The following is a 25,743-nucleotide window of genomic DNA, read 5'->3' as shown; positions in this document are numbered from 1 at the left end:
CTTATTCTTGACTATTCATCATATTTAAAAACTCTTCATTATTCTCTGTTTGTTTCATTTTTGAGTAAATGAAAGTGAGTGCTTCAATATCGTCCATTGTGTGCATTACATTGCGTAGCATCCATACTTTTGTGAGATTATCTTTGCCAAGAAGCAAATCATCTTTACGTGTCCCACTTTTAAGCACATCAAAAGCAGGGTAGATTCTGCGGTCAGCTATAGAACGTGCAAGGACAATTTCACTATTACCTGTGCCCTTAAATTCCTCAAAGATGACCTCGTCCATTCTTGAGCCTGTTTCAATAAGTGCAGTCGCGATAATAGTAAGGCTGCCACCTTGTTCAATGTTACGTGCTGCACCAAAAAATCGTTTAGGTTTATGCAAAGCATTTGCATCAACACCACCACTTAGCACTTTACCACTTGAGGGAGTAGCAGCATTATATGCTCGAGCAAGACGTGTGATAGAATCAAGAAGAATTACTACATCTTTACCCATTTCAACTTTTCGTTTAGCACTCTCAATGACTAAATCTGCTACGCGAATGTGGTTTGTTGCTGGCATATCAAAAGTAGAGCTAAAAACTTGTCCTTTGACGCTTCGTTCCATATCAGTAACTTCTTCTGGACGCTCATCTACAAGCAATACCATTAACTCAACATCGGGGTGATTTTTCGCAATGCCGTGAGCCAATTCTTTCATTAACTCTGTTTTTCCTGTGCGTGGAGGAGCAACAATAAGGGCACGTTGTCCTTTACCAATAGGGCTAAAGAGATCAAGCATACGTCCTGTAACCTTGCTAGATTCGTATTCAAGCTTAAGCTGCTCTTGTGGGAATAGAGGGGTAAGGTTATCAAAAAGAGGGCGATTTTTGTTTTCTTCAAGCGACATATAGTTAATTGCTTCAATTTTAAGGAGAGCATAATATCGCTCTTGGTCTTTTGGTGCACGCACTTGCCCTGTTACTATATCACCATTACGCAAAGCAAAACGGCGAATTTGAGATTGTGATACATAAGTGTCATTTTGAGAATCTGCAAGACTTTCGGTTAATGCGCGTAAGAAGCCATAGCCTTCATTTGTGATATCTAATATACCCGAAAAAAGAATGTATCCACCCTGATTAACTTGAGTTTTGAGAATCTCAAAAATTAAATCTTGTCGGCGATAGTCACTTGGATTTTCTACTCCGATTTCTTCAGCAATATTGATGAGTTGTTTAATGCTTTTAATACGCAAATCTTCAAGCTGATAGCCTTCCACAGGTGTATGAGTTCGTTTATTGTCTGCCATAAAATTCCTTAGCCAAAGAGAAGATGTTAAGAAGTTCAAGAAGTCTTTAGAATCTACAATAGCTACATTTGATTCTAAAGCCTACTCCAAAGGAGTCTTCAAAAAGATTGAAATGCAGATTCTAATCAAAACTTCCTTTGAAGTCAAGAGTGAGTATGTATTTTAGATAATACTATTTTTAATATTTTGGTCTAAATCAGGGTGAATTTTATAAACTTTATTCTTAATTTTAATAAGAATTCCTGTATCGATAAGTTGTTTAAAAGTTTTTACAATCGTTGGCTTACTCACGTGTAAATGCGCAATAATATCTTCATAAGAGCCATAAAATATATTGTCCTCATCGCAGTTTGCTAAGAGAAATTGAATGATGGCAATTTTTTTGCCACCTACAAAGGTAGAAATGGCGTTAATAAGAAGATTTTTTGAGGCAAGCTCATCAGCCTGTAAGAAAGGTAAGATTGCCTTATTGAGTGCGTGGAGTAGCTCTTCAACATTAATAGGTTTTAAAATGTAGCCATCTACGCGTAAGCGAATAGCATCAAGAAGGTATTTTGTCTCTGTATGTGCAGTAGTAATCACTACGGGCACATCTGGGTGCGTGTATGAGTTACGAATAGCGTTAATGAGCTCAATACCATTCATTTTTGGCATAAGTATATCTGTTAAAACTAAATCAATCTTATGGAGTTTGAAGAGATTGAGCGCTTCTTGTCCATTTTTGGCAATAAGTAGGCGTCCTACATAATCTCCAAGCACCATATTCGTAAGATTGGCTGTGTCGGTATCATCCTCGGCATACAAAATAGTGAGTTTGCTTAGTGCATCAAGATTCATAATTATCCTTTTGTATTGGTATGTGAATGGTAAATTCTGCTCCAAAATATTGGTTCTGCTTACCCCATTGTGTATTAGATACGCTTATTGTGCCATTGAGTTGGCGTTCAATGATTTGTTTTGCCATATAAAGTCCCACGCCTGTTCCAACCGATTTATGTTTAGTGGTGAAATATGGTTCAAAAACTTTTGATTTATCTTCCAAATCAATGCCTCCCGCATTATCTTTCACACAAAGAATAATATTATATCCTAGCTTATCTAATGAAATTTCTATGAGTGGATTCTCAAACGATTTATCATTTTGACTTTTGAGCTTGAGTGCGTCAATGGCGTTATTGATGAGAATTAAAATCACTTGAGTAAAGGAATTTTGGTAACCAAGCATATTTAAATCTTGTGCTTGTGGGCTTACATCTACTTCAATACGAATAAGATTCTCTTGAAATTGAGCTTTAAGCAGCTCAATAGAATTCCGAATGCTTTGTGAGAGCTCAAAAAATTCTTTATTTGTTTCTGGGTGAAAGAAATTACGAAAATTTTCAATCGTATTTGACATTTCTGTGGCAATTTTCATACCATATTGTGTTTGTTGGTTTATAAATTCATTATCAAGTTTTTTTTGCATTGCTCTACTTTTAAAGCTTTGGATAAGTATCATAAGAGAATTAAGTGGTTGGCGCCATTGATGGGCAATATTTTGTATCATTTCTCCCATAGAAGCAAGCCTAGCTTGTTGATACATAATCAAGTCTTTTTTACGATTTTGCTCAACTTCATATTCTATTGATTTTTGCAGATTGACATTAAGAGATTGGAGTTCTTTGGTTTTTGATTGCACGAGTTGCTCTAAAAGTAAATGATTGGTATTGATAGATTGTCTGATAGAAAAGGCAAGAATAATGATTGTTGCGATGATAATAAGCATAAAGATTGCGAGGACAATAAAGGTATTTTTATAAAGAGAATCCGTGATTTTTTTGCCATAAAAAGCAATATCAAAAGAAATGAGAAATTGTTCTTCAAGTAGCGAGGAAATATCCTCTCCATCATTAATAAAAGCTTTATCAATAGATTCTATAAGAGCATTTTCTTTAGAAAGTAATCTTTGAATCTGTTGATAATAGTGCATTTTAAAAGTCTTAGCATACCACTCGCGCAAATGACTAATAGTAGAATTTTGATCTTTTGGGAGATTATAAGTTTTATATTGTTCCCATATTTCAAGGAGTTGCAGGAGTATCTGGTCGTTTTTGTGTATATCATATGCTTTATTTAATAAGGTGAGTGTATACATATTATGACTTTGTGATGAGTTAATGTCAAATTCACTCTTTATCCCCATAAGAGCAAGTAAGCCCACACTTGCTATAAGTGTAAATCCGATGACAATAATCCATACTAAAATGGTTGTTTGTGCTTGGAAGGAAATTTTATCAATAAGGTGGGTAATGGTATTTTTCATATAAGCTCTTTTGCATTTGCTATGGCATCAGCAAGGGCACGTGAGAGTAAATCATATTGAACAAAATATTCTCTATTCTTTTTAAGCGCATAGCTAATTTGCTCTCTTAGTCTCTCTTGCATTTCAAGAAGTTTTATTTGTTCTTTGCCTAAAGCAGCGAGATTTTTTTGTGTATTTTCTATGTATGTAAGCATATTAGATTTATTAAGTATAAGCGTGTTAATTTCATTTGTAATAGCTTCTATATATACTTTTGAAGCTTTTTTATCTACAAGCATACGCAATTCTTTGTTTTTAGATTCTAAAAGTTCTTGATAGGAAGATTCTTTTGTAAGGGTATCTTTTTCTTCAGTATCATTTTGTTGTATTTGGTTGTTGATACTATGGATTTTCTCTTCAAAATCATCTAAACGTTTTTGCATTTGAGATATATCAAACTCTATGGCTTTTTTATTTTTTAAGCATTCCTTAATAAGCGGTATAGTCCAAGGATTACCATTATTATCAGTAATAAGAGGCTTTTTGAAAATCTTGCCCCTTAATTCAATAGAGCCTCCATTATAAAATTCAATAAATGCAATGGCATTCACATTATCTTTCGCACATAGCTCTAGGAGTTCTTTTGCTACAATTTCAAACATAACCCACGCATATTGTTGGGCTATATCCATACAATAAATACTCTTTGCTAAAGAATCTATATGATGTAATTGCAAACTTTCAATATATACACGCAATTTTTGAATAGCAAAAAACTTAAATCTTTTGTTAAAGCCTAGATTGTCAATCTGTTTTAAGTCAATATCTTTTTGCAGTATTAGAAGCGTATTTTGGATAATAAGAGATTGGACATTTGTCATAGAGAGCGCATTATCAAGCACCATTCTATCTTCATTACTTAGGACATTTATATGGGAGTTCCGATTAATTTGGCGGATTTCATTATTGATTTTTACTATTTCATAATCAAATTTAAAAAGCTTAATATTGCCGTCTTTAAAAAATAAAGCATCGCGCGCTTGTATGCCAAATACATTGCGCAAAGCAATTTTTATCATTTCGCGTTTGGTGCTTTGGGTATTTAAATCAAGTGTTGTATCTACAAAATGAAAAAGTTCCTCAAAATCTTCTTTGGAAGGTTCTTGTTTATAAAGCGTGAATTTATGTTTTTTTAAAAAATCGCAAATGCGCTGCACATAAAGATTATGGGTGTGATTTTTGATGTGTGTTATAACCTGAAGTTGATTTTTATCATAATGCACAAAAGCCCCCAAACCACATTGATTATAAAAATGCAAAATTGCCATACGAATCTCGTTTTCTAGCATTGGATTTTCCTGTATTAGTGTAAAAAGATGTTTTTGGCTTTGTGTTTTGGCATCTGCAATGCACGTATGAGTATCAAAGCTCTCTTGTAAAATATAGAGAGCCTCATCATATACTGCATTTAAGGGATTAGTATTATTCATACTTCACTCTCTTCACTCTTTTTAAGTATCTGAACGATTTCTGCGCGAAAGCACGCTATTAATTTGCTCTTGTGAAGCAGTTTTAAGAGATTCAAAGCTACCAAAGTAATCTAAAAGTTTTTTAATTTGTGCTTGAGTATAATTTTTTCCCATCATTTGTGCCTTTTGTATATCTTTTTGTTTTTTATAGCGGTGATAAGTGATAGCATAACGATGCACTTCATCACGGAGTTTTTGGAGGAATTGTAGTCTTTTATCGTTTGGTTTTAGTTTAAACTCTGCATTTTTGCTTCGCAAAATATCAAAAGCATTACCTTTTGCACGATAAGCTTTGGCATTATGTTTCATTTTAGCAATTGCTAGGACTTCAACATTTGCCCCTACGCTTTTTAAAATATCAAGAGCTAGATTAATTTGTGCCCTGCCTCCATCAAGTAGCCATAAGGCAGGTGGTGGATTAGAATCAAAACTTTGAGCTCGGCGTAAAAGCATTTCGTGCATTTGGCTGTATTCATCACTTGTGTGAAGCTCATATCGCCGATATTTAGAACGAATAAAATCATCATTTTCATACACAATCATACCGCCCACATTGTGTGTTCCGCTATGATGAGAGGTATCAAAAACCTCAATAGAATAAGGTATTTGGCTTAATACACACAACTCTTTAATGCTTACAAGTGTAGAGAATGTATTGTTTTGCTGTGTATGTAATCGTCTTATTTCAAGAGCATTTTTATGTGCGAGTTGTAGCAAGTCTTTTTTTGCACCTCTTTGTGGTTGGACGATTTTGAGAGAACTGCGCGTTTGCTCTCTTAAGAGTTGTTGTAAATGCAGTAAGTCAGGAAAGTCAAATGGAGGAATGAGAATCTCTTGAGGTAAGAGTGGTATTTGAGTTTTATAATGGTTAAGTAAAGCTTGGGTGTAGAGTTGTGGAAGATTATGGGATTGTATATCATCGTGTAAAAGGATAAAATCACTTGAAATAATGCGTCCATTGCGGATAAAAAGCATCATTAAAATATGCGTATGCAACGCAGTATGAGATTTTTTGTGAGAATCTTGCGAGTTTTTGCCACAATCTTGTTCTTGTAATACAAATACATCATAATCTCCGCTCATCATATCAATAATAGATTGGTTTTTCATTTGTGTAATTTTTTGGATTCTATCACGCATTATAGCAGCTTCTTCAAATTGCAGATTATGAGAGAGGGTATGCATTTTAGATTCTAGTATTTTTAATAAGGCTTTTTTGTCTTCAATAAGTGCAATACCTTGTGCAATAGTTTGGGCATAAGTCTGTATGGAAACTTTATTCTCACAAGGTGCAGGACATTTGTGAATCTGATGAAAAATACACGCTTTTTTGCCTTTGACACAGGATTTTTTCTGCACAAGTGGTAGATTATCATAGAGGCTATCAAGTAATTCCCTTGCTCCGCTTACAAAAGGTCCAAAATATTGAATCTGATTTGATTTGAGCACTTGGCGAGTGAGCTCAAAGCGAGGATAGGGAAGGGATTTATCAATGTAAATATAAGGATAAGTTTTATCATCGCGCAAAAGGATATTATATTTTGGTTTGAGGCTTTTGATAAGAGAATTTTCAAGGATAAGCGCATCTTGTTCATTATTTGTTAAAAGTGTATGGATACGAGTGATTTGAGATACCATAAGAGCGATTCTTGGACTAAGATTATTTTTTGGCACAATATGTTTGTTTTCAATACTCAAGTAGCTTTTAATGCGGTTTTTTAGATTCTTTGCTTTGCCTACATAGAGTAAAGTATCTTCATTATCAAAAAATTGATAAATGCCAGATTGTGTTGGTAAATCTGCTAAATGCACAAGGAGATTATAACTTGTAGATTCTTTATTGCTCATTTTGTGCGTCCCATTGGCGCTTAATACCTAAACGCAAGGATTCAATTTTTTCATAAATTGCGGTATTTGTTGCAAGATTTTCAAAATCTCCGTTAGAATGCTCATAAAAAGTTTGGACACTTGAGGGGTGCAAGGGTGGTGGAGCAAGGATATGGTTAGGGGCATATGCATATACTTTTTCAATAGAGCTAAGTGTTGGGAAAAGTTCTTTATGCTGTTTTAAAGTCTTTATTATATATTTATGCTTATAATGATTAAACTCTACGCATAAAGCTTTGTGTTTAAAGGCAAAAAGTAATTGATTATTTTTAGGGAAGATAAATAGAATCTGCTCCCTTTCTAAAGGCGTAAGAAAGGTATTTTTAAAGCGTGCAATCTCACTTTGTTTGTCTAGTCTAGGTGCTAGATGAGGAAAGTCTCGCTTAAGATAGGAGCGTATATGGCACATATTTTTCGTATTATCTATTGTTTTCATTTGATGATTTTAGCATATTTGGTATTTATTTTTTTTGTAGGTTGTGGATACAAAGCAAACCCGTTTTATAAAGAACCAACAAAGCAAGAAGTAGAATCTGAAAATCCCCAAACTCATAACAAAAAAGTGCTTTTTTATGGTATAGATTCTACACCCTCACCAAGTGAAGAACGGGACTGGTAATGGGACAATATGATGTGATTATCATTGGCGCAGGAGTGGCAGGATTGTATTGTGCGAGACATTTGCCTCCTGATTTAAAAGTATTAATTTTATGTAAGGCTCAACCTTGGGAATGCAATACATTCTATGCACAAGGCGGTATAAGCATAGCAAAAGATGAAAGTGATGTCCCTTTGCATATACAAGATACGCTTCTTGCAGGCGCACGTTTAAATACCCTAGAATGTGTCAATAGGCTTGTAAAAGGTAGCAATGAGATTCTTAGTGAGCTTATTGCAAGTGGTTTAGCATTTGATAGAGATGAAAGGGGTGCGCTGCTTTATGCTAAAGAGGGAGGGCATTCTCACGCGAGAATCGTCCATTCAGGAGGAGATGCCACAGGGCGTAGTCTTCATACGCATCTTATTGATAAACTTCGTGCGACATTGTGGAAAAATGCTGAAGTAGTAGATTTGCTCATTGAAGAGGATAAATGCTATGGCGTATGTGTGCAGACAAAATCCGGATTACATAATCTCTATGCACATCATATAGTTATTGCAAGTGGGGGTGTTGGGGGATTATTTAAGTACCACACAAATGCCTATACAATCAGTAGCGACATACACGGCATTATTTTAGAACATAATCTCGCCTTGCAAGATATGGAAATGTTACAATTTCACCCTACGACTTATATCAATAATCCTCAAGCACGAAAATATCTTATCTCTGAAGCAGTGCGCGGCGAGGGTGGAGTGATTGTTGATAGAGAGGGCAGGAGATTTTTGTTTGATTACGATGAGCGAGGGGAGCTTGCTCCGCGTGATATTGTGGCACGAGGGATTATGGATTATTGTCTTAAATATCAGCAAGAGGCTTTTTTGGATTTAAGTGCATTTACTTATGATGGGTTTAGAGCGCGTTTTCCTAACATATTCCGCGATTTGCACACTTGCAAACTTAATATCCCTACAGATAAAATACCCATTTCACCAGCATTTCATTATTCAATGGGCGGTATTTTGACAAATGCAGATTCTCTCGTGCAGGGCATGAGTAATCTCTATGCGATTGGAGAATGCGCGTGTAATGGAGTTCACGGGGCAAATCGCCTTGCTTCAAACTCGCTCCTTGAGGGGCTTATCTTTGGTAAAAATGTAGCCCAACATATTGTAGAGAATCGGACGCAAACACCTATTCGACATTTTCCTGTATGCGATGAGGTGCTAGAAAAAGAGGGTGATAGTAAGCTTAAAAATGTTTTGCGTGAGATTATGTGGGATAAGGTGGGGATTATTCGCTCTCAAAGTGGATTAGATTCTGCACTTGGAGGGATTGAAGTGATGTTAGAATCTCATATCGGGCGTATGTTACGCTTAAGACTGCTTGTAGCAAAAAAGATTGTTCAATCCGCTTTAAAGCGCAAACAAAGTATAGGAGCTCATTTTAGAGTGGATTAATATTTCAAGGAGGGAAAAAGAATGATGAAGTTTGTTTTTATGGCGATATGTTTGTTAGTAGGACTTAGCTCTTATTCAAAGCAAGTTTTGCTTACAGAGTTAAAAACTGCCAAAGAGAGTGAAAGAAAAATTATTCCTCAAAACAAAAAGGAGCTTATCTCTCTTATCAGACAAGGCACACCACTTGATAGAATTGATACAAGTAAAATCACGGATATGAGTGGATTATTTGATGTAGATATTATTAGGGGAAATGAATTTTTTAAAGGTATAGAAACTTGGGATACAAGTAATGTTACAAGTATGGTTGAGATGTTTGTTAATCAAGAATACTTTAATCAAGATATAAGCTCTTGGAATGTAGCTAAAGTAAAAGATATGAGAGGAATGTTTAAAAGCACGCATTCTTTTCATCAAAATCTCAATGCTTGGGCTGTAAGTGAGGATTGCAATGTTGAGGGTATGTTTAGAAATTCAAAACTTATCCCTAAAATTAATGGGTATTGGAGTAAGGATAAGAAGCTTAGTCTGCAAGAGATTCTAAAACTTCCCCAATGGTATATAAGAAATTCTAATGATGAGAGAATTATACGCATTTTTATAAGAGATTTTTTACTACCAAAATTAGAGGCAAAAAAATCCTTAAATGAAGTGCAACAATCAATCCTTGCAAAATATCTTAAAACAAATAAACAATCCGCAACGCAAGATTTATTGCTTGTGTCAGATTTTAGGATTATCCAAAAGATAAATCAATTTCAAAAAGTCCCTGATTTTGCTTTATACGAGCAAGGATTTAAACTTTATAGAGATTATTTTATAACAAGATATTTTAGTGAAAACAATGTAAATTTTATTAATACATATTTTGAAATACCAGAGGTATGTGATTTTAGAGATGAAGGCATAAATGATTTTTGTGCAGTGCGCAGTGATGGTGAAAACTTTATAATGCTAAGTTTAAAAAAGCCACTCAAACTACAAGGCACACTTGTCTTTAAATGGATGGCTGGCTACGATGGAGTAAGATATGAGAGTTCTCAACCTTTTTTGCTCAATACATATCTAGGAGAACAACCCATCAATGTCCTTGATAAGAGTTTGTTTCAACTTGCTTTGCCAAATGAGATTCAAAAAGGGCTTGCTCAATATGAGATTGAAGTTTGGCTTGAAGTAGCAAATAAGCGAAGCAATATGCTAAAAAATTTTAATGGCGATACTACAAATGCACAAATAGCCTATGGCTTGAATGATTATGGTGACCAAATACTGAACGTCAAAAATATTACATTTATCTCTCAACCAAAACTCAAGTTTTATAATAGAAGGGATTATAGTGGAAGCGGATATACTCATTTGGCTTTACATACACAAGATGAGTATGTCAATATCCGCCAAAGTCCAAATGGCAAGGTAATATCTAAAGTCTTTACCAAAGATGAAGACAAGATTCTTTTAATAAGCCTTATAGGTGGTAATGATATAAATAAAACACAATGGATAAAAGTGCTTTATTTTCCGCCAAATGTAAATGACGCAAAAAAAGCTATACTAGGCTATATCCACAAAAGCCAAATAAGTAATTACTGAATACAATGGCTTACAAATTTTGAGTAATTATCAATGATAAGCCCACCTTTACGGAATCCTAAGCCACAAGATTCATAAGCAAAAAAGACATTTGGTTGATAAAATGCACCATTGTGAGTATTTAGCTCATAAAAGGCTTGATACACAGGCTTGTGATTACCATAAATGCCACTTTTAGATTCTATACTTTGCCCTTGTGTATTGAGAATCTCCACATTTGCTCCCTCGCGCCCAAATGCCCTTTTGCATACTTGTTTGGTATTTTGAAGAGGTGAGAAATCAGCAGGAAGTAGCAAAGGGTGATTAGGAAATAAATCCCATAGAATCTTCAGCATTCTTTTACTTTGAAAAAGCAATGTGTAGGCGGGATTAAGAAAAATTGTATTATGATTTTGCATCATTTCACTCATTAAAAGTGCGAGTTCAGGCTCATCAATAGCGATATTTTCCCACGGAATGAGTTTGAAAAGAAATTCATAATTTATGCCATTATGGCTTACACCCTCTGTGGCAGAGAAATTGATAACATCAATAGGTGCAAAATCGCATATAAAGCCAGATTCTTTAGCGATATACTCTAAAAAGCGCGTAGTTGTAATATCTTCATAAGAATCTGAAATACAAGAAAATAGAATTTTCCAACCCTCATATAGCTCCTCAAAACGAGAAGTATCATCTTCAAGGGTGATTAATCGTTTAAAGTTTTCACTCAAAGCATTATGGATATTATTAAATTGTGCCTCCTCATCAAGCCCATTATGCTTAAGTAATGCCCATTGCAAAAGTGCGCTTTCATAGAGCATAGTCGGCGTATCTGCATTAAATTCTAAAAGTTTAATCGGTGTGCCATCAAGCCCACCAGCCAAATCAAACCGCCCATATAAATGCCAATGTATATCTTCTTCCCAGCTTTGTTTTATCGCACCAATAAGACTTGGTGGAATGTCTAGCTCAAAGAATAAGTCGTTTTTTATCACATACCCTCCAGCTTCTATAAACATATCATAAAGCTCATTTCCTGCCTCATAGTAAGCCTCTGCCTCTGCTCCGCTTATGTGTATAAGCTCATCACTAAGATATGAGGTATTGTCCATATCTGTATGCCAAGTAAGCCCCATAGATTCTAAAACATTTTTATCAGGAAGTGAAATATTAGTAATTGTCATATTAGCTCCCCATACTGCCTGTATTTCTGTTTGTGCTTGTTGATTGAGAGCTATTGCCCCCTCCAAAGAATCCACTTTTGCCACTACTTGTTTTGCTTGCACCACTTGCACCTGTTTTAGCACTATTAAAACTATTTTTACTTCGCTCATAAGCTTGAGGCGATTTGTAATTGCGTTGGGAATTTGCTTGATAATTAGGATTATTAAAGAGTTTATTACCGATATAGCTACCAAGAATCGCTCCTGCAGCACTTGCAAGTATTGCTCCGCCTAGTCCTAAGCCACCGCCATTTGGATTTGTAAGCTGACTTTGTCCTGAATCAATAGCAACTTCTTCTTGTTTGATAAGTTCATCAATTTCTTCTTGTGAGAGGAGTCGTTCTTGTCCATTTTTATCTTTAAGCATTACACGTGTTTGTTCACTTGGATACTCTTCAAGCACCTTATAACTTCCATCATTTTGTTCTTCAACGATAACAAATGCGCCATTTTTTTGACTATTTTGTAAGGTGTTATTAAGAGCATTATTTTGCCCTGAATTTTGCTCGCACGCATTGAGTGCGAAAACAGCCATAACTCCTAATCCTCCAACCATAGCGTAATTTTTAATTTTATGAATATGTTTCATTGATACTCCTTATAAAATGTAATATTATACCAAAATTTGAGACTTTTTTTTATGGTGCAAATGGATGTATAAATGCAGGACATCAATGCTTGCAGGCGTGATTCCGCTAATTTCATTTGCCTCAAATAAGCTTTTAGGGGTGAATTTTTTAAGTTTTTCAATCACTTCAAGGCTTAGTCCGGGGATATTATCAAAGATAAAATCTCGTGGAATTTCCACTTGTAGCATTTGTCTCATTTGTCCTATTTGCTGCTTTTGTTTTTGAATATAGTCAAAATATTTAGATTCTATAAAAATCTGTTCAATAGCTAAATCACTCATAGATTCTACATCTGTTATTCCTAAATGCGTCAAAAGAGTGCGGAGAAGAGCACAATCCAATTCTTCACGACCAACAATATGAATAAGGAGTGCTTTATCGCTAATGGGTGGAAGCCCTAATGAGGCAAGCATAGTGAGATTGCTTGATGAGGGTGTGATATGATGATTTTGTAAATAATTTATTGTGTGCTCAATATGAGTTTTATCTGCCATTATTTGTGTATAACGCACCTTATCTATTAAGCCAAATTTATATGCATAAGTTCCAAGACGCAAATACGCATTATCCTCTCGCAGCAAAAGACGATATTCGGCACGTGAAGTAAAAACACGATAGGGTTCTTTTGTGCCTTTTGTTACTAAATCATCAATCATTACGCCAATATAAGCCTCATTTCGCGCAAGAGTAAAAGATTTATTTTGCAAAGAAAGTGTAGCATTAATCCCTGCCATAATGCCTTGTGCAGCAGCTTCTTCATAGCCCGTAGTGCCATTAATTTGTCCTGCGAGGAAGAGATTTGCGCATTTTTTTGTCTCAAGTGTATGATAAAGCTCAGTAGGTTCAACATAATCATATTCAATAGCATAACCATAGCGCGTTATATGTGCATTTTCTAGTCCTTTAATGCTATGAATCACCGCTTCTTGCACATCAATAGGTAGTGAAGTAGAAAGTCCATTGATATAGTATTCCACAGCCTCTTGTGTTTGCGGCTCTAAAAAGAGTTGATGACGACTTTTATCGGCAAAGCGATTGACTTTATCTTCAATACTTGGACAATAACGGGGTCCTACACCCTCAATTTGCCCTGTAAAAAGTGGTGCGCGATGAAAGTTATCGCGGATAATTTTATGAGTGTTTTCATTGGTATAAGTTACAAAACAAGGAAGTTGTGTGGGTGAAAAATTTATCGTTTTATAGCTAAAATGAGGTGGTTTCTCATCTCCATTATGTATTTCAAGAGCGGAAAAATCAATGCTTCGTCCATCAATTCTTGCGCAAGTCCCTGTTTTTAATCGCCCAAGAGTTAAGCCCATATCTTGGAGTGAATTGCTAAGATTCTGTGGACTCATTTCACCAAAACGTCCATTTTGTAATTTTGTTTCTCCGATATGCACAAGCCCTCGTAAAAAAGTGCCTGTGGTAAGGATAACTTTTTTTGCAAAATAAGTTTTTCCAATGTTAGTTGTTACGCCTTTTACAATATAGCGTCCTTTAGAATCTTGCTCATAAATTAAAGATTCTACGCTTTCTTGAGAGATTGTTAGATTAGGAGTATTAAGAGCTATTTCTTTTGCAAAAATACTATATCTATCCATATCTATTTGTGCTCTTGTGCCACGCACAGCTGGTCCCTTAGAGGCATTTAAGATTCTAAATTGTATGCCGCATTTATCTGTGATTACACCCATAACGCCACCAAGTGCGTCAATTTCCTTAACAAGATGTCCTTTTCCTAGTCCCCCTACGGCTGGATTACAACTCGCTAAGGCAATATTTTGAATTAGAAGTGTGATAAGATGTGTTTTTGCACCCATTTTTGCACTTACAATGCTTGCTTCAACTCCTGCGTGTCCACCTCCAATAACCAAAATATCATATTGCATAAATTATCCTTCAAAAATTTTATGGCATTTTACTCTTATTTGATTATTTTTGCTACCCTCACGCTTATATAAAGTGGATTTTTAGATATAATAACTAAATTATAATATTTTTTAAGGATAGAAAATGAAAAAGAAGGCATTACGTTCTATCGGAGTTTTTTCAAATTTAAGTGAAGAAAGTCTCAATGAGCTCGAGAACATTACAAAATTGCAATATATTGAGAGAAACGCAATTTTGCATTATGAAGGGGAATTATTACAATCAGCAAGTTTAATTGCACGTGGTTGTGTAGAGCTTTATAAAATGGATAAAAATGATAATGAAATGTTTTTATGCTATGTAGATAATAAACGCAAAGGAGCAAGACTTATTAACGCTTTTGGCTCTTTTGAACCTTATGAAGCCACAGCGAATGTGCGTGGAGTAGAGCCAAGTGAAATTGTATTACTTGATTTGGCAAAGCTTGCTCAACTTGTTACATCTAATATTGAAATAAGCAATGCATTTTTGTCAGAATTTATGGATAAAATGATTGTATTTAAAAACTTTATTACTTTTAAAGAAACTTATGATAGCACCTCACGTGTAGCTTATATGCTTTATACGCAAATTGAACGTTTCAATCAAGTGCAGCGGCAAATTATAGCGCGTGAATTAAATATCAAGCTTGAGACTTTAAGCAGGATTTTACAAAAAATGTTTCAACAAGGCTTGATTGCTAAAAATGAGCGGAGCGAAGTTTATATTAAAGATACGGATGCCTTTATAAAACTTTATGGAGAGGTTAAAACTTCACGTATCAAATAATGTATTGACTTGTTCTATAAAGTCCATTGCATCTACATTTGTGCCATTTATTATGATTCCAAAATGGAGGTGTGCACCGCTCACTCGTCCCGTATCCCCACTTTTGGCTATTATTTGTCCCCTTTTGATAGTATCTCCTTGTTTCACTTCAAAATCATTCAAATGAAAATATACACTATAAAGTCCTTCTCCGTGGTCAATAACGATTGTTTTTCCAGAAAGATAGCGCTCTTGGACAAGGGCAACTTTACCATCGTTACTAGCTTTCACGCTTGTGCCTATGGTTGCGCGAAAATCTGTGCCTCCGTGATAGCTTTTAAGTGTGCCATTAAAAACGCGTGCAGTGCCATAAGGGCTTGTGATAACCGAATCTAGTGGCTTTATAAATGGCTTGTCCCATAATCGTCCCTTTGTAATTGTGCGATATACTTTGAGCATATCGTTTCTTTCTTTTTCAATCCTTTTTGCGATATTATCAGGATAAGTAATCTTATCTTGTGAGACAACAATTTGTTCTTTTTTGTAAGTTTTTTGTAAAATAGTAATTTCAAGTGCGGTTTTACTCCCATTTTTAAGAGTTTTTACGTTTTTATCATAATATCCAATAGGAATAAAGGCAATAAATACATCTTTTTGGGTGGGGTGGGACATAAAATGTAGCATTTTTTTATTATAACTCAAAGACAAAGGCTTATCGGTATGATAAATAAAGGTTGTGCCATTATAGGCAGTATTTGGTTCAAGAGCGTAGAGCGCATTAAAACAGCAGCATAACAAAATAAATATAGGCGTAAAGATTCTCATAAAAAACATAGATGACTCCTAAGATTGTTTTCCCCCTCCATTTAGGAAACGAAGTAGATTTTGAAATTATAGCAATTCAAAGCTTAGATTAAACAATTTTAGGATAAAATCCAGCTTTTTGTTTGATGCAAAAAGAATACTTCAATTCGCAAGGATACACTAATGTATGCAATATTTAAGAATGGAGGCAAACAATACAAGGTTGTTGAAGGAAGCATTATTCTTCTTGATAAGATGAGCCTTGAGCCAAAGTCAAAGGTTGAATTGAACGAAGTTTTAGCTATTGTTGATGGAGACAAAACCGATGTTGGCACACCTTTTGTAAAGGGTGCAAAGATTGAGGCAGAAGTCATTAATGAAGGCAGAGGCAAAAAAGTCGTTACATTCAAAAAACGTAGAAGAAAAGATAGTAAAACAAAAAGGGGTTTTAGACGCGATTTTACTCGTGTGAGAATCCTCAAAATTGTGGCAAAATAATCTTTAAGGAGTAAATATGGCACATAAAAAAGGTCAGGGTAGCACTCAAAATAATCGTGATTCTGCTGGACGCCGTTTAGGTGTAAAGAGATTTGGTTCGCAATTTGTGCGTGCAGGAAATATTATTGTTCGACAAAGGGGCACAAAAGTGCATCCGGGCGATAATGTGGGCTTGGGTAAAGACCATACAATTTATGCACTCATTGATGGTGTTGTAAAATTCCAACAAAAAGATAAAAATCGCAAAAAAGTTTCTGTAATTCCTGCTTCTTAAGATATTCAATATCAATGAAGATTCTATAAATCTACAAAATTTGTAGAATCTCAATCTAGCTTCCAATAAATAATGACATAGTAGTATTCAAAACTGCTCACTGAAAACTAAATACAAGGATTTTGAAATGTTTGTTGATAGCGTAGATATTTTTATCGCTTCTGGTAAAGGTGGAGCTGGCGCTGTAAGTTTTCGAAGGGAAAAATTTGTTATACACGGAGGTCCTGATGGCGGTGATGGTGGCGATGGCGGTGATGTATATGTGGAGGTAGATAACAATACTGACACGCTTTCTAAATTTCGTGGCGCACGGCATTATAAAGCAAAAAATGGACAACCCGGTGGCTCAAGACGTTGTAGTGGAAAAAGAGGTAATGATGTTGTGATTAAAGTGCCGCTTGGCACACAGATTCTTGATTTTGACACTAAAGAACTTATTGTGGATATGGACACTTGTCCTATGCGTGTGTGTTTGCTTAAGGGTGGTAAGGGTGGCTTAGGAAATACACATTTTAAAAATGCAGCCAACCAAGCTCCTACTTATGCTCAAAGTGGCTTAAGCGGAGAGGAGAAGCATATCCTCTTAGAATTGAAGCTTATTGCTGACGTGGGGCTAGTAGGATTCCCAAATGTAGGAAAATCTACACTTATTTCAACCCTCTCAAATGCAAAACCAGAGGTCGCAAACTATGAATTTACTACGCTTATCCCTCATCTTGGCGTGGTTGATGCAGATGAGTTTTCTTCTTTTGTAATGGCGGATATTCCCGGAATTATTGAGGGAGCAAGTGGAGGAAAGGGCTTAGGCATAGCGTTTTTAAAACATATTGAGCGCACAGGATTCTTACTTTTTGTGCTAGATATTATGCGTGAGCAGAGTTTAAAGGAGCAATGGGAGATTCTCTCCTTAGAGTTAGAAAAATTTTCTCCAATTTTATCGCAAAGAGCTTTTGGAATCGTGCTTTCAAAAAGTGATATGCAGCATTTGGGAGAAGAGTTTGCAGACAAATTTGACAAGCAAACACAAGAACTTGAGCAGTTTTTAGCTCAAAAAGGTAATCCGCAAAGTTTTATTTTGCCTATTTCAAGCATTCAAAAGAGCGGACTAAAGGAATTAGTTTTTGAGATTCTAAATTCTCTTCGCATTAATCCTCAATCAATATTACAATAAACTTCATCTTTAATCTCATATTTTTATATCATAATGTTACATTATTCTACATAAGTATATTTTATTTTTACCAACTCTTTTGCTTTTAAGCAAAATCGGGGGGGGGGCTAAAATTGAATTCGCATTATCAATGCAAATTTAATTCGATGAAAGGTGGTTTCTAATGAAAACTACAAAATTATTTGTAAGTTCAGTAGTGGCTTTAGCGTTATCAAGTTCTGCACTTGTAGCTGAAGAAAGTGGTGTTTTTGTGGGTGTAGGTGTAGGCTATGGTGGCTCTCAAATAAAAGCTGGTAGCGAAAAGCAAAACTTAAGTGGTATAAGCTATGAAGTGATTGCTGGTTATAAACAATTCTTTACACAAGATTTTGGTTTGCGCTATTATGCAAACTTTGCCTATGCAGATGCAAGTAAAAAAGCAAGTGGTGGTGATAAAATAACAGGTAATGTAATGGATTATGGAGTGAATGTTGATGCGCTCTATAACTTTATTTCTGGAGATACAAGCTTTGGTGCATTTTTGGGACTTGGACTTGGTGCTAACTCTTGGGGTGGCAAAACTTTTAAAGATGATAAAATGGATAAAACAGGTTTAAATCTTGCGCTTAATGTTGGTTTGCGCACAGAGATTGCTAAAGCACACGGCATTGAAATTGCTGCTCGTGTGCCTTTTATCGCTACGACATTGCAAAAAGCAGATGCGGCAGGTAATCCAAAAGTAACAGCCTCACATACTTATAATGCTGGTGTGAGATATATCTTTAGTTTTTAGGATATAAATAAAACCTCCAACCCTTAAGTGAAAATCGCTTAAGGGCTAACTTAAAAGCTCCACTCATCTCATAAAAACCTTATTCTCATATTTTTAAGCCTAAACTTAAAGTCATATCTTTACAATATAATTCTTAGGAATGATAAAAAATAAAATATGGAGACAAAATGTGGGTAGCAGGGATTGATGAAGCAGGGCGAGGTTGCATTTGCGGGGGGTTATTTATCGCTGGAATCATTGCTAATGAGCAAGTAATCGCACAATTTGGGGCAAAAGATAGTAAAAAAATGTTACCAAAACAGCGTGTGCGTGTTTATAATGCACTTTTAGATTCTCAAAAGAGAGGGGAAATAGGATTTTATGTGGCACAAATACAAGCGTGGGATATTGATAAATATGGTTTAAGCTGGGCTATGAGAAGCGGTATAGAGGAAGTTCTATCTTATCTTGGCTCATATATGTTAGAGCAGAATATATTAGTGCAAAATCAGCCATTGGATATCGTAATAGATGGCAATACGACTTTTGGGGCGCATATTCCTACGTTTTTAGCACATAAAGATGTGCATTTAAAGACTTTGATTAAAGGTGATGAGTTGATGCCTATTATCTCGTGTGCATCTGTTGTAGCGAAAGTAAGCAAAGATAGCCAAATGTATATGCTTGATAATCTTTATCCTCAATATCTTCTTGCTAAAAATAAAGGATATGCAACCTTAGAACATAAAAAACAGATTATGAGGTATGGATATTGCCCACATCATCGCAAAAGTTTTAAAATTTCGCCTTGAGCACAGGAGTTTTAATATTAATTAAACTTAAAAGAGATAGAATACAAATTTTATAATTCAAAATAATATTTTAGTAGGAAGTATAATGTTACCACGTTGGAGTGATGATTTTAGCGTTCATCATCAGATTATTGATGAACAGCACCAGAAGCTTTTTGCTCTTGCTCATAGAGCGTATAAAGCTGCTAATGGTCACGTTGCAGTAAATGATATAAAAAATATTCTTATTGAGTTTTTTGATTATATGAAAACGCATTTTAAAGATGAAGAGGAATATATGAAGGCAATCGGTTTCCCTCAATTAGAAGAACATAAAAAAATACATCGTCAAATTGTCAATGATATGGCGGGTATGGTAAAAAATGTGCATTCAGTGGATGTACTTAAAGAAATGATTGCTACAATCGCAAAAGATTGGCTTTTAACGCATATTTTACAAGAAGATATGCGGATTGAAAAATATCGTAGAAAGGCACAAAGAAATAGCCCAGCTACTCAACCTCAAAGATTCTATATTTACACTTGTGCGTGTCCAGGTAAAGAGCATAAACTCACAGAAGCAATCCATACTTTTGTCAAAAACAGCAAATCAGGTATCCATTGTAAAGAGTGTCATTGCACGATTGCATTTCAACATATATTGGAGTAGAGTAAATTAAAAAGAGGGGGGATTTATGTTGCCAGAATGGAGTGATGATTTTAGCGTTCATCATCAGATTATTGATGAACAGCACCAGAAGCTTTTTGCTCTTGCTCATAGAGCGTATAATATTGCGAATAATAATAAAAGTTTAGCAAGTGATGTGAAAAATATTCTTATTGAGTTTTTTGATTATATGAAAACGCATTTTAAAGATGAAGAGGAATATATGAAGGCAATCGGTTTCCCTCAATTAGAAGAACATAAAAAAATACATCGTCAAATTGTCAATGATATGGCGGGTATGGTAAAAAATGTGCATTCAGTGGATGTACTTAAAGAAATGATTGCTACAATCGCAAAAGATTGGCTTTTAACGCATATTTTACAAGAAGATATGTGCTATGAAAAATATCGTGAAGAACAACAAAATGCAACTTGTGAGGTGAAATATTATTATTACACTTGTGCGTGTCCAGGTAAAGAGCATAAACTCACAGAATCTATGCACCTTTTTATCAAAAATTCCTCTCACCCTACTAATTGTCAAGAATGTCATCAACCTATTCAGTTTAAAGAGCAACGTTAGATTTTATAAATGTGCTTTATTTATAAACCAAGTTGAATATCTTGTTTGCCTTGCGTGATAATATGGGTATATTGTTTATAGATTTCTTTATAATTAGGTAAAATTGTGTTGTTGAGTTCGTCAAACCACATTAGTTTAAAATCTTTAAAATGTGGATTATAGTAAGTGTAGATAAGCTCTGCACGTGGATTTGAAAGTTTAACTTTACCATCTTGAATCTTTGTGATATGCACGCTTCCTAGCATACCAATACGTTTATTTGTACCTCTTTGCCCAGAGATAAGGTTGCCAAGTGAATAATATACTAAAGTATTACCTATCCATTCTGCAGGCTGCACTACGTGTGGGTGTGTGCCGATTATCAAATCCACACCCAAATCTGCTAGAAACTTTGCCAAATCACGTTGTTCTTTAGAGGGAGTAAAATCGTATTCAATACCCCAGTGCATTGATACCATAAGAAAATCTACTTGCGAGCGAATAGCTTTTATATCTTTTTCAAGCATAGCCTTTGTATATACATTTACTAGATATTCCTTGCCCTTTGGTAGAGGAATGCCATTCGTGCCATAAGTATAAGCCAAAAGTGCATATTTAATACCATTTTTTTGCTCAATCTTTGGTGTATTGCGTTCTAAAAATGAGTTATAACTTCCAGCAGTAAGGACAGGTTTTTCCTCCCAATAAGCTAAAGAAGAACGCACAGCCCTTTCTCCCCTATCAAGTGTATGGTTATTAGCAAGAGAGATGAGATTAAAACCTAGAGAAAGCATATTATCGCCAAATTCTTGAGGTGAGTTAAAGTTTGGGTAAGTGCTTAAACCAAGCTTTACACCCCCTAGAATCGTCTCTTGATTATAAAATGCCAAATCATATTTTTCTACCACAGGCTTTAATGCGGTGAGCATAGAACTAAAATCATAACTTCCATCTTCTTGTTTGGCATCTTTATATACAGTGGAATGAAGCAGGGCATCGCCCGCCATAATGAGATTAAGCTCTTTAGCAGTTGCAAAAACACAAATGCTCCATAGGCTAAAAATTAAGGTTACAAGTATTTTTTTCATTTTTGCTCCTTTGTGGATTTTATTGCATTTTTTAGATTGTCAAGTAAAGCACGGAGTTTGTGAATATCTTTTTTTCCTACTTCTTTTTCTATACCAGAATTAATATCAAGCAAAGTGGGCTTAAGAGCTAAAAAATCTGCAATATTGTGTGGATTGATTCCTCCTGCGATACACAAGTATCTCTCCTGTAACGAGCGCAAAACATCTTTATTGATACTTTGCCCAGAACCACCCCCTTGCGCACTTTTGGAATCTACAAGACAAAATATACCCTCATAATATGGTGTAAAATCCTCTATGTGAGCAATATTTTGCACAGGATAAAAACAAAAAAGTGCCTCTTTAAGGTCGCTCTTAGCAAATATATCAGGTGTGAGGGGATTCAATGCGTGAAGTTGAATTGCATCAATGTAGCCTTGCTGATAAAGAGATTTTGCCTCATTGAGTGCTTGTTTATCATCATTTATTACGGCTATGCGTAAAATATGTGGATAGAGTTTTTGCAAGGCTTTAGCAATGTCTTTAATCTGCTTAGATTCTATGTATCGTGGGCTGTGTTTAACAAGAATAAAACCGAGCATATCTATTTTTTCTTGCCCTACCATAAGTGCATCATCAAGATTTGTAATGCCACATATTTTAAGTAGAGGTTTAGATTGTGGGGAGTGCGCACTTAGGGATTCAAATATTTGGCGATAAAAGCGAGGTTTTTGTGTTTTGCCAAGTGTGAAAGCGTGTTTGAGAGATTGCAAAGCAGTAGTTGGATTTTTATGTGAGACAAGATAACTTCCGCAAAGTAGTCCATCAAAGTCTAAAGAGCCTATTATAAAAGCAGAGTAAGGAGAATCTATACCGGATTCAAAGATGATTTTACTATGAGAAAGTGCATTTTTAAGCGCACAGGCTGCAGGAATATTAATCTCAAAGGTGTGAAGACTGCGCGAATTAATGCCTATAAGTGGTGCTTGAAGTGGTGCAATAAAGTCAATTTCAGCTTGAGTATGCACTTCAATAAGTGGTGTAATTCCAACTTTTAAACATTCCTCATAAATCATTTTAAAATGAGAAAATCCCCCATCTTCATTGATAAACATCGCTACAATTAGCAGCACCATATCTGCTCCAGCACGATAACTAACATCAACCTCTTGAGGATATTGAATAAAGTCTTTGCGCAGGATACAGGCATTAGGATAAGCAGATTTTACGGACATTAAATCAAGTAAGCTTCCTCCAAAATAGTGTTCCTCACAAAGCACCGAAATTGCTCCAACACCGCCATTAAGATAATCCCCAGCAAGTTTTGTAACAGAGGGTATCTCCTTAATAGTTCCAGCTGATGGTGAAGAGCGTTTTATTTCGGCAATAAAAAAGACAGAATCTAAATGAGGTTTGATTAAAGGGTGGATTCTTTGCTTTGGAATCTCATAGCCAAAATCAAAGCCTTTAAGGGTAATATCTTGTGAGCGTTGAGTTGTGATTTTGGCTAAAACTTCTACCATATATTATTATCCTTTGCTGTATTGTGAAAGAAGCGATTGTAACATATTTGAGGTAATCACCTAGAAATAATATGAGAGATTGATTGTGCCTGAATAACTTTGAAATGCCAAGTGTGAGCGTGAATAAAATGTATAAGCACTAAGAGAGAATTCTTTAGCTATAGGCATAGAGCCACCAAAATGAAGTGTAAGCCCAAGTGAATTTTGAGGGTTAAAGTTAAGAACTGAAGAGCCAAAATGAGCGGAAAAAGAGGAATTTGTGAGTGCATATTGAATCTGCGCTCCTCCAAAGAGAAAGTGTTGCTTTTTTAAGTAGTATTGCCCTTGTGTGCCAAGTGAGAGTTGTGGCAAATGAGAAAGCCACATAGGAGCTGTAAGCATAGCGGAGGTGGTATCTGAAACAAGATTTTCTTTGAAGGCACTTTGTAAGCCAAAAGCATAGTTAATCCCTATAAATGGCTTTATCCATAGTTTTTCAAAGCGCAATAGATGAGCGATTTGGGCTGATAAACCAAGCTCGTGATAAGAATAGCGTGTTTGAAAAGCACTGTTGTTTAATAAAAGATGTCGTTTAGCTTTGTTAAAACTAGCACCATAGTATGCAAGGAGTGAAACTTCTATATATGGTAGGGAGATTCTATCATATAAACCTACAAGAAAAGAGTTTGTGTCAAAATGAGTTTGCAAGTGGGTAAGTGTATGGGTAGCGTTTGTATTTCCATAAGCAGCAAAAGCGCTAAGAAAATGTGTCTTATAAGGAATTTGGGCACTAATATTTACACCATTAAGAGGGGATTTAAGTGAGCCACGTGAAGCAATAGAGCTTAAAGGAGCTATGTTTAAAACAGATTTGCGCGGAGGGGGCGTTACTTGAGCTTTAAGCGGCATAATACTATTTTGAACTATAGCCCATATATTTAAAGGAGAGGCATAAAGGAGCATAGATTCTGCGCTTTCATTAATATTATTTCCTAGTTTTGTAAGGTAATTTTTATTGCCATAAGCATAAATACTTTGTTGTCCTATTGTATTAGGATTGTAAAGACTATTTTCAAGCGCGGTAAGAATAGTTTTTGATTGTATAGGAAGAGTGTTCATAAAAGCGTTAATGGCTTGAGTGTTTTTATTAAGTGTGATTGTTGTGCTATTTTGGTAATGACTAATTCTCGCGTTTAAAAATTCACTTTTGCTCCCATTTAGTAAGACATCTCGATTTGCATTAAGCCTGCCAGTATGCCAACCACCAGCGATTCTATGATCTGTATTAAGCGTTGCTCCTGTAATATCAACTTTAGCTATACCACGATTGGTTACATTTCCATCAATCTGCCCCATTTTCCCATTATACCAACCTAAAATAAGTGTATTATTAGCTCCGTTGTTCATTCCTCCATCAACTTTGATTGTGCCACCATAAATTTGCACACTTGAATTTTGTGTTTTTCCAAGTTCAACGCCTTGCGCATTAATAAGGTTACCCGTAATATGAATTGTTCCACCATAGTTTATAAGATTCCCTCCACCCGGGCTTGGTGCATCATTTTGCCACCAGCTTCCTTGCACTGAATCAGCACGCGGAGTGCCACCATTATAAAAATTCCCATTCACTTTGACATTGCCATAATTAATAAAATGCGAAGTGCCAAGATTTGTGATTGTTTGGCTTTGTCCTATGTTATATACATCTCCTGTAAGTTCTATTGTGCCCTTATTGTGGAGAGTATTTTGGAATCTTATTGTGCTAGAATCTAAAATCATTTGTGCATTATTATTTATAATGCCTTTAGAGCTTATTATGACAAAATCAGTATTGCTTATATTAAGTGTTGAGCCATTGCCAAGATAAAAATTTGCATTGCGTGAAAAATGCACTTTTGATGAAGGGGCAAATTCACTCGCAGGTATTTTTTCTCCTTTTTGCAAAATAATCTCAAGAGCAGCATTATTATTAAGTGTAAGCCCACCAGAGAGGGCAAATGTATGAAAATCATTTATACTTAATGTTGAATTTTCTCCTACATTAAGATGTCTCATATAAAATACAGAATGCCTATGGTTATAAGGATTTGTAGGAGTATTTGCAACGAGAGAAAGCTTCGAAGAACCATTATGGGTAGAATAGCTGAAGTCATAGCTTCCAGCATTATTGCTCATTAAGCCAAATGCGCAATATTGATTCCCACATACTGAAGTAAGAATATCGCTTCTACTCTCTCCATTTTGCAAGATAATGGAGCTTGGAAGATTTCTAGTATAGTTTTGTGCTTTGAGCGAGAAAAAAGCCATAGAAAGTAAAAACACAATGAAAAAAGTTTTATATTGCACTATGTTTGTGTTTTGCATAATCCCCCTTCCGTCACTTATTTATATTTAATTGAACGATTTATATTTAACTTAAAAGTATAATGCAAGTAAACTTAATTTTTTAACTATGTTATGTAGATAAATAAAGATAATTTATAGATTTTATACTTGGTTTAATG

The 25,743-nt window shown here is 35.3% G+C and carries 24 protein-coding genes; 11 read left to right on the top strand and 13 right to left on the bottom strand.

Translation table 11 applies throughout. The features are described from left to right. Position 1 precedes the first annotated feature (1 nt). The 6 genes from rho to HH_RS00095 all read right to left on the bottom strand — a co-directional run bounded on the left by rho (position 2) and on the right by HH_RS00095 (position 7,400). Positions 2–1,294: a transcription termination factor Rho gene (rho, locus tag HH_RS00120; protein WP_011114866.1), complete on the bottom strand. Its 1,293-nt coding sequence runs from the start codon at positions 1,292–1,294 to the stop codon at positions 2–4. 162 nt (positions 1,295–1,456) lie between these two features. Beyond that, entirely contained in the window at positions 1,457–2,131 is a 675-nt protein-coding gene (locus HH_RS00115) for a response regulator (protein WP_011114865.1), read from the bottom strand. Further along, positions 2,121–3,596 carry a sensor histidine kinase gene (locus HH_RS00110; protein WP_011114864.1) on the bottom strand — a complete coding sequence of 492 codons (1,476 nt, stop codon included), beginning with the start codon at positions 3,594–3,596 and terminating at the stop codon, positions 2,121–2,123. The genes HH_RS00115 and HH_RS00110 overlap by 11 nt, the downstream gene beginning before the upstream one ends. Beyond that, the gene (locus tag HH_RS00105; protein ID WP_041308887.1) at positions 3,593–5,065 is read right to left on the bottom strand and encodes a hypothetical protein; all 1,473 of its coding nucleotides are present in this window, start codon (positions 5,063–5,065) and stop codon (positions 3,593–3,595) included. The genes HH_RS00110 and HH_RS00105 overlap by 4 nt, the downstream gene beginning before the upstream one ends. Positions 5,066–5,086: 21 nt before the next feature. Next, complete coding sequence (gene uvrC, locus HH_RS00100; protein WP_011114862.1) at positions 5,087–6,952, bottom strand: excinuclease ABC subunit UvrC; 1,866 nt, start codon at positions 6,950–6,952, stop codon at positions 5,087–5,089. Further along, positions 6,942–7,400, bottom strand: coding sequence for a hypothetical protein (locus tag HH_RS00095; RefSeq protein ID WP_011114861.1), 459 nt, complete (start codon positions 7,398–7,400; stop codon positions 6,942–6,944). Before HH_RS00095 ends, uvrC begins: the two co-directional genes overlap by 11 nt. On the opposite strand from HH_RS00095, the gene HH_RS00090 reads away from it, so the two are divergent. Genes HH_RS00090 through HH_RS09070 form a run of 3 tightly spaced genes read left to right on the top strand, consistent with a single transcriptional unit; the run spans position 7,392 to position 10,642 of the window. Continuing rightward, positions 7,392–7,610: a hypothetical protein gene (locus tag HH_RS00090; protein ID WP_041309167.1), complete on the top strand. Its 219-nt coding sequence runs from the start codon at positions 7,392–7,394 to the stop codon at positions 7,608–7,610. The genes HH_RS00095 and HH_RS00090 overlap by 9 nt on opposite strands. Beyond that, on the top strand, positions 7,610–9,052 hold the full coding sequence (locus HH_RS00085; RefSeq protein WP_011114860.1) for an L-aspartate oxidase: 1,443 nt from the start codon (positions 7,610–7,612) through the stop codon (positions 9,050–9,052). The genes HH_RS00090 and HH_RS00085 overlap by 1 nt, the downstream gene beginning before the upstream one ends. Before the next feature lie 21 nt (positions 9,053–9,073). Further along, positions 9,074–10,642 carry a BspA family leucine-rich repeat surface protein gene (locus HH_RS09070; protein ID WP_011114859.1) on the top strand — a complete coding sequence of 523 codons (1,569 nt, stop codon included), beginning with the start codon at positions 9,074–9,076 and terminating at the stop codon, positions 10,640–10,642. Here HH_RS09070 and HH_RS00075 read toward each other — a convergent pair. From HH_RS00075 to mnmG, 3 genes are read right to left on the bottom strand one after another with little or no spacing between them, the layout of a single operon-like run. Next, entirely contained in the window at positions 10,636–11,808 is a 1,173-nt protein-coding gene (locus tag HH_RS00075; protein WP_011114858.1) for a glutathionylspermidine synthase family protein, read from the bottom strand. The genes HH_RS09070 and HH_RS00075 overlap by 7 nt on opposite strands. A gap of 1 nt (position 11,809) precedes the next feature. Beyond that, positions 11,810–12,436 (bottom strand): UPF0323 family lipoprotein, encoded by a 627-nt coding sequence (locus tag HH_RS00070; protein WP_011114857.1) that lies wholly within the window; start codon positions 12,434–12,436, stop codon positions 11,810–11,812. Between the two features lie 24 nt (positions 12,437–12,460). Next, on the bottom strand, positions 12,461–14,365 hold the full coding sequence (gene mnmG / locus HH_RS00065) for a tRNA uridine-5-carboxymethylaminomethyl(34) synthesis enzyme MnmG (protein WP_041308883.1): 1,905 nt from the start codon (positions 14,363–14,365) through the stop codon (positions 12,461–12,463). A gap of 124 nt (positions 14,366–14,489) precedes the next feature. Between mnmG and HH_RS00060 the strand changes: the two genes are divergently transcribed. Then, the gene (locus tag HH_RS00060) at positions 14,490–15,173 is read left to right on the top strand and encodes a Crp/Fnr family transcriptional regulator (RefSeq protein WP_011114855.1); all 684 of its coding nucleotides are present in this window, start codon (positions 14,490–14,492) and stop codon (positions 15,171–15,173) included. Here HH_RS00060 and HH_RS00055 read toward each other — a convergent pair. Continuing rightward, positions 15,159–15,986 carry a M23 family metallopeptidase gene (locus tag HH_RS00055; protein ID WP_011114854.1) on the bottom strand — a complete coding sequence of 276 codons (828 nt, stop codon included), beginning with the start codon at positions 15,984–15,986 and terminating at the stop codon, positions 15,159–15,161. The two genes, HH_RS00060 and HH_RS00055, sit on opposite strands and share 15 nt — an antisense overlap. 153 nt (positions 15,987–16,139) lie before the next feature. On the opposite strand from HH_RS00055, the gene rplU reads away from it, so the two are divergent. The 7 genes from rplU (at position 16,140) to HH_RS00020 (ending at position 20,691) form a co-directional block, all read left to right on the top strand. After that, positions 16,140–16,454 carry a 50S ribosomal protein L21 gene (rplU, locus tag HH_RS00050; RefSeq protein WP_011114853.1) on the top strand — a complete coding sequence of 105 codons (315 nt, stop codon included), beginning with the start codon at positions 16,140–16,142 and terminating at the stop codon, positions 16,452–16,454. Between the two features lie 16 nt (positions 16,455–16,470). Next, entirely contained in the window at positions 16,471–16,728 is a 258-nt protein-coding gene (rpmA, locus tag HH_RS00045; RefSeq protein WP_011114852.1) for a 50S ribosomal protein L27, read from the top strand. Positions 16,729–16,855: 127 nt separating this feature from the next. Further along, positions 16,856–17,899 carry a GTPase ObgE gene (obgE, locus tag HH_RS00040; protein ID WP_011114851.1) on the top strand — a complete coding sequence of 348 codons (1,044 nt, stop codon included), beginning with the start codon at positions 16,856–16,858 and terminating at the stop codon, positions 17,897–17,899. A 163-nt stretch (positions 17,900–18,062) separates the two neighbouring features. Further along, positions 18,063–18,671 carry an outer membrane beta-barrel protein gene (locus HH_RS00035; protein WP_011114850.1) on the top strand — a complete coding sequence of 203 codons (609 nt, stop codon included), beginning with the start codon at positions 18,063–18,065 and terminating at the stop codon, positions 18,669–18,671. 167 nt (positions 18,672–18,838) lie between these two features. Continuing rightward, positions 18,839–19,462 (top strand): ribonuclease HII, encoded by a 624-nt coding sequence (locus tag HH_RS00030; protein WP_011114849.1) that lies wholly within the window; start codon positions 18,839–18,841, stop codon positions 19,460–19,462. Positions 19,463–19,547: 85 nt separating this feature from the next. Further along, positions 19,548–20,111 (top strand): hemerythrin family protein, encoded by a 564-nt coding sequence (locus tag HH_RS00025; RefSeq protein WP_011114848.1) that lies wholly within the window; start codon positions 19,548–19,550, stop codon positions 20,109–20,111. Between the two features lie 25 nt (positions 20,112–20,136). After that, complete coding sequence (locus HH_RS00020) at positions 20,137–20,691, top strand: hemerythrin family protein (RefSeq protein WP_011114847.1); 555 nt, start codon at positions 20,137–20,139, stop codon at positions 20,689–20,691. Positions 20,692–20,711: 20 nt separating this feature from the next. On the opposite strand, the gene HH_RS00015 is transcribed toward HH_RS00020, so the two are convergent. The 3 genes from HH_RS00015 to HH_RS09065 are packed head-to-tail and all read right to left on the bottom strand — an operon-like array spanning position 20,712 to position 25,603. After that, positions 20,712–21,758, bottom strand: a complete 1,047-nt coding sequence (locus tag HH_RS00015; protein ID WP_011114846.1) for a CapA family protein — start codon at positions 21,756–21,758, stop codon at positions 20,712–20,714. Beyond that, positions 21,755–23,260 carry a bifunctional indole-3-glycerol phosphate synthase/phosphoribosylanthranilate isomerase gene (locus HH_RS00010; protein WP_011114845.1) on the bottom strand — a complete coding sequence of 502 codons (1,506 nt, stop codon included), beginning with the start codon at positions 23,258–23,260 and terminating at the stop codon, positions 21,755–21,757. Before HH_RS00010 ends, HH_RS00015 begins: the two co-directional genes overlap by 4 nt. A 60-nt stretch (positions 23,261–23,320) precedes the next feature. Then, entirely contained in the window at positions 23,321–25,603 is a 2,283-nt protein-coding gene (locus HH_RS09065; RefSeq protein ID WP_011114844.1) for an autotransporter outer membrane beta-barrel domain-containing protein, read from the bottom strand. Positions 25,604–25,743 lie beyond the last annotated feature (140 nt).

The sequence above is a fragment of the Helicobacter hepaticus ATCC 51449 genome (assembly GCF_000007905.1).
GTDB classification, from domain to species: domain Bacteria; phylum Campylobacterota; class Campylobacteria; order Campylobacterales; family Helicobacteraceae; genus Helicobacter_C; species Helicobacter_C hepaticus.
This window is presented reverse-complemented; position numbering and strand designations above follow the sequence as displayed.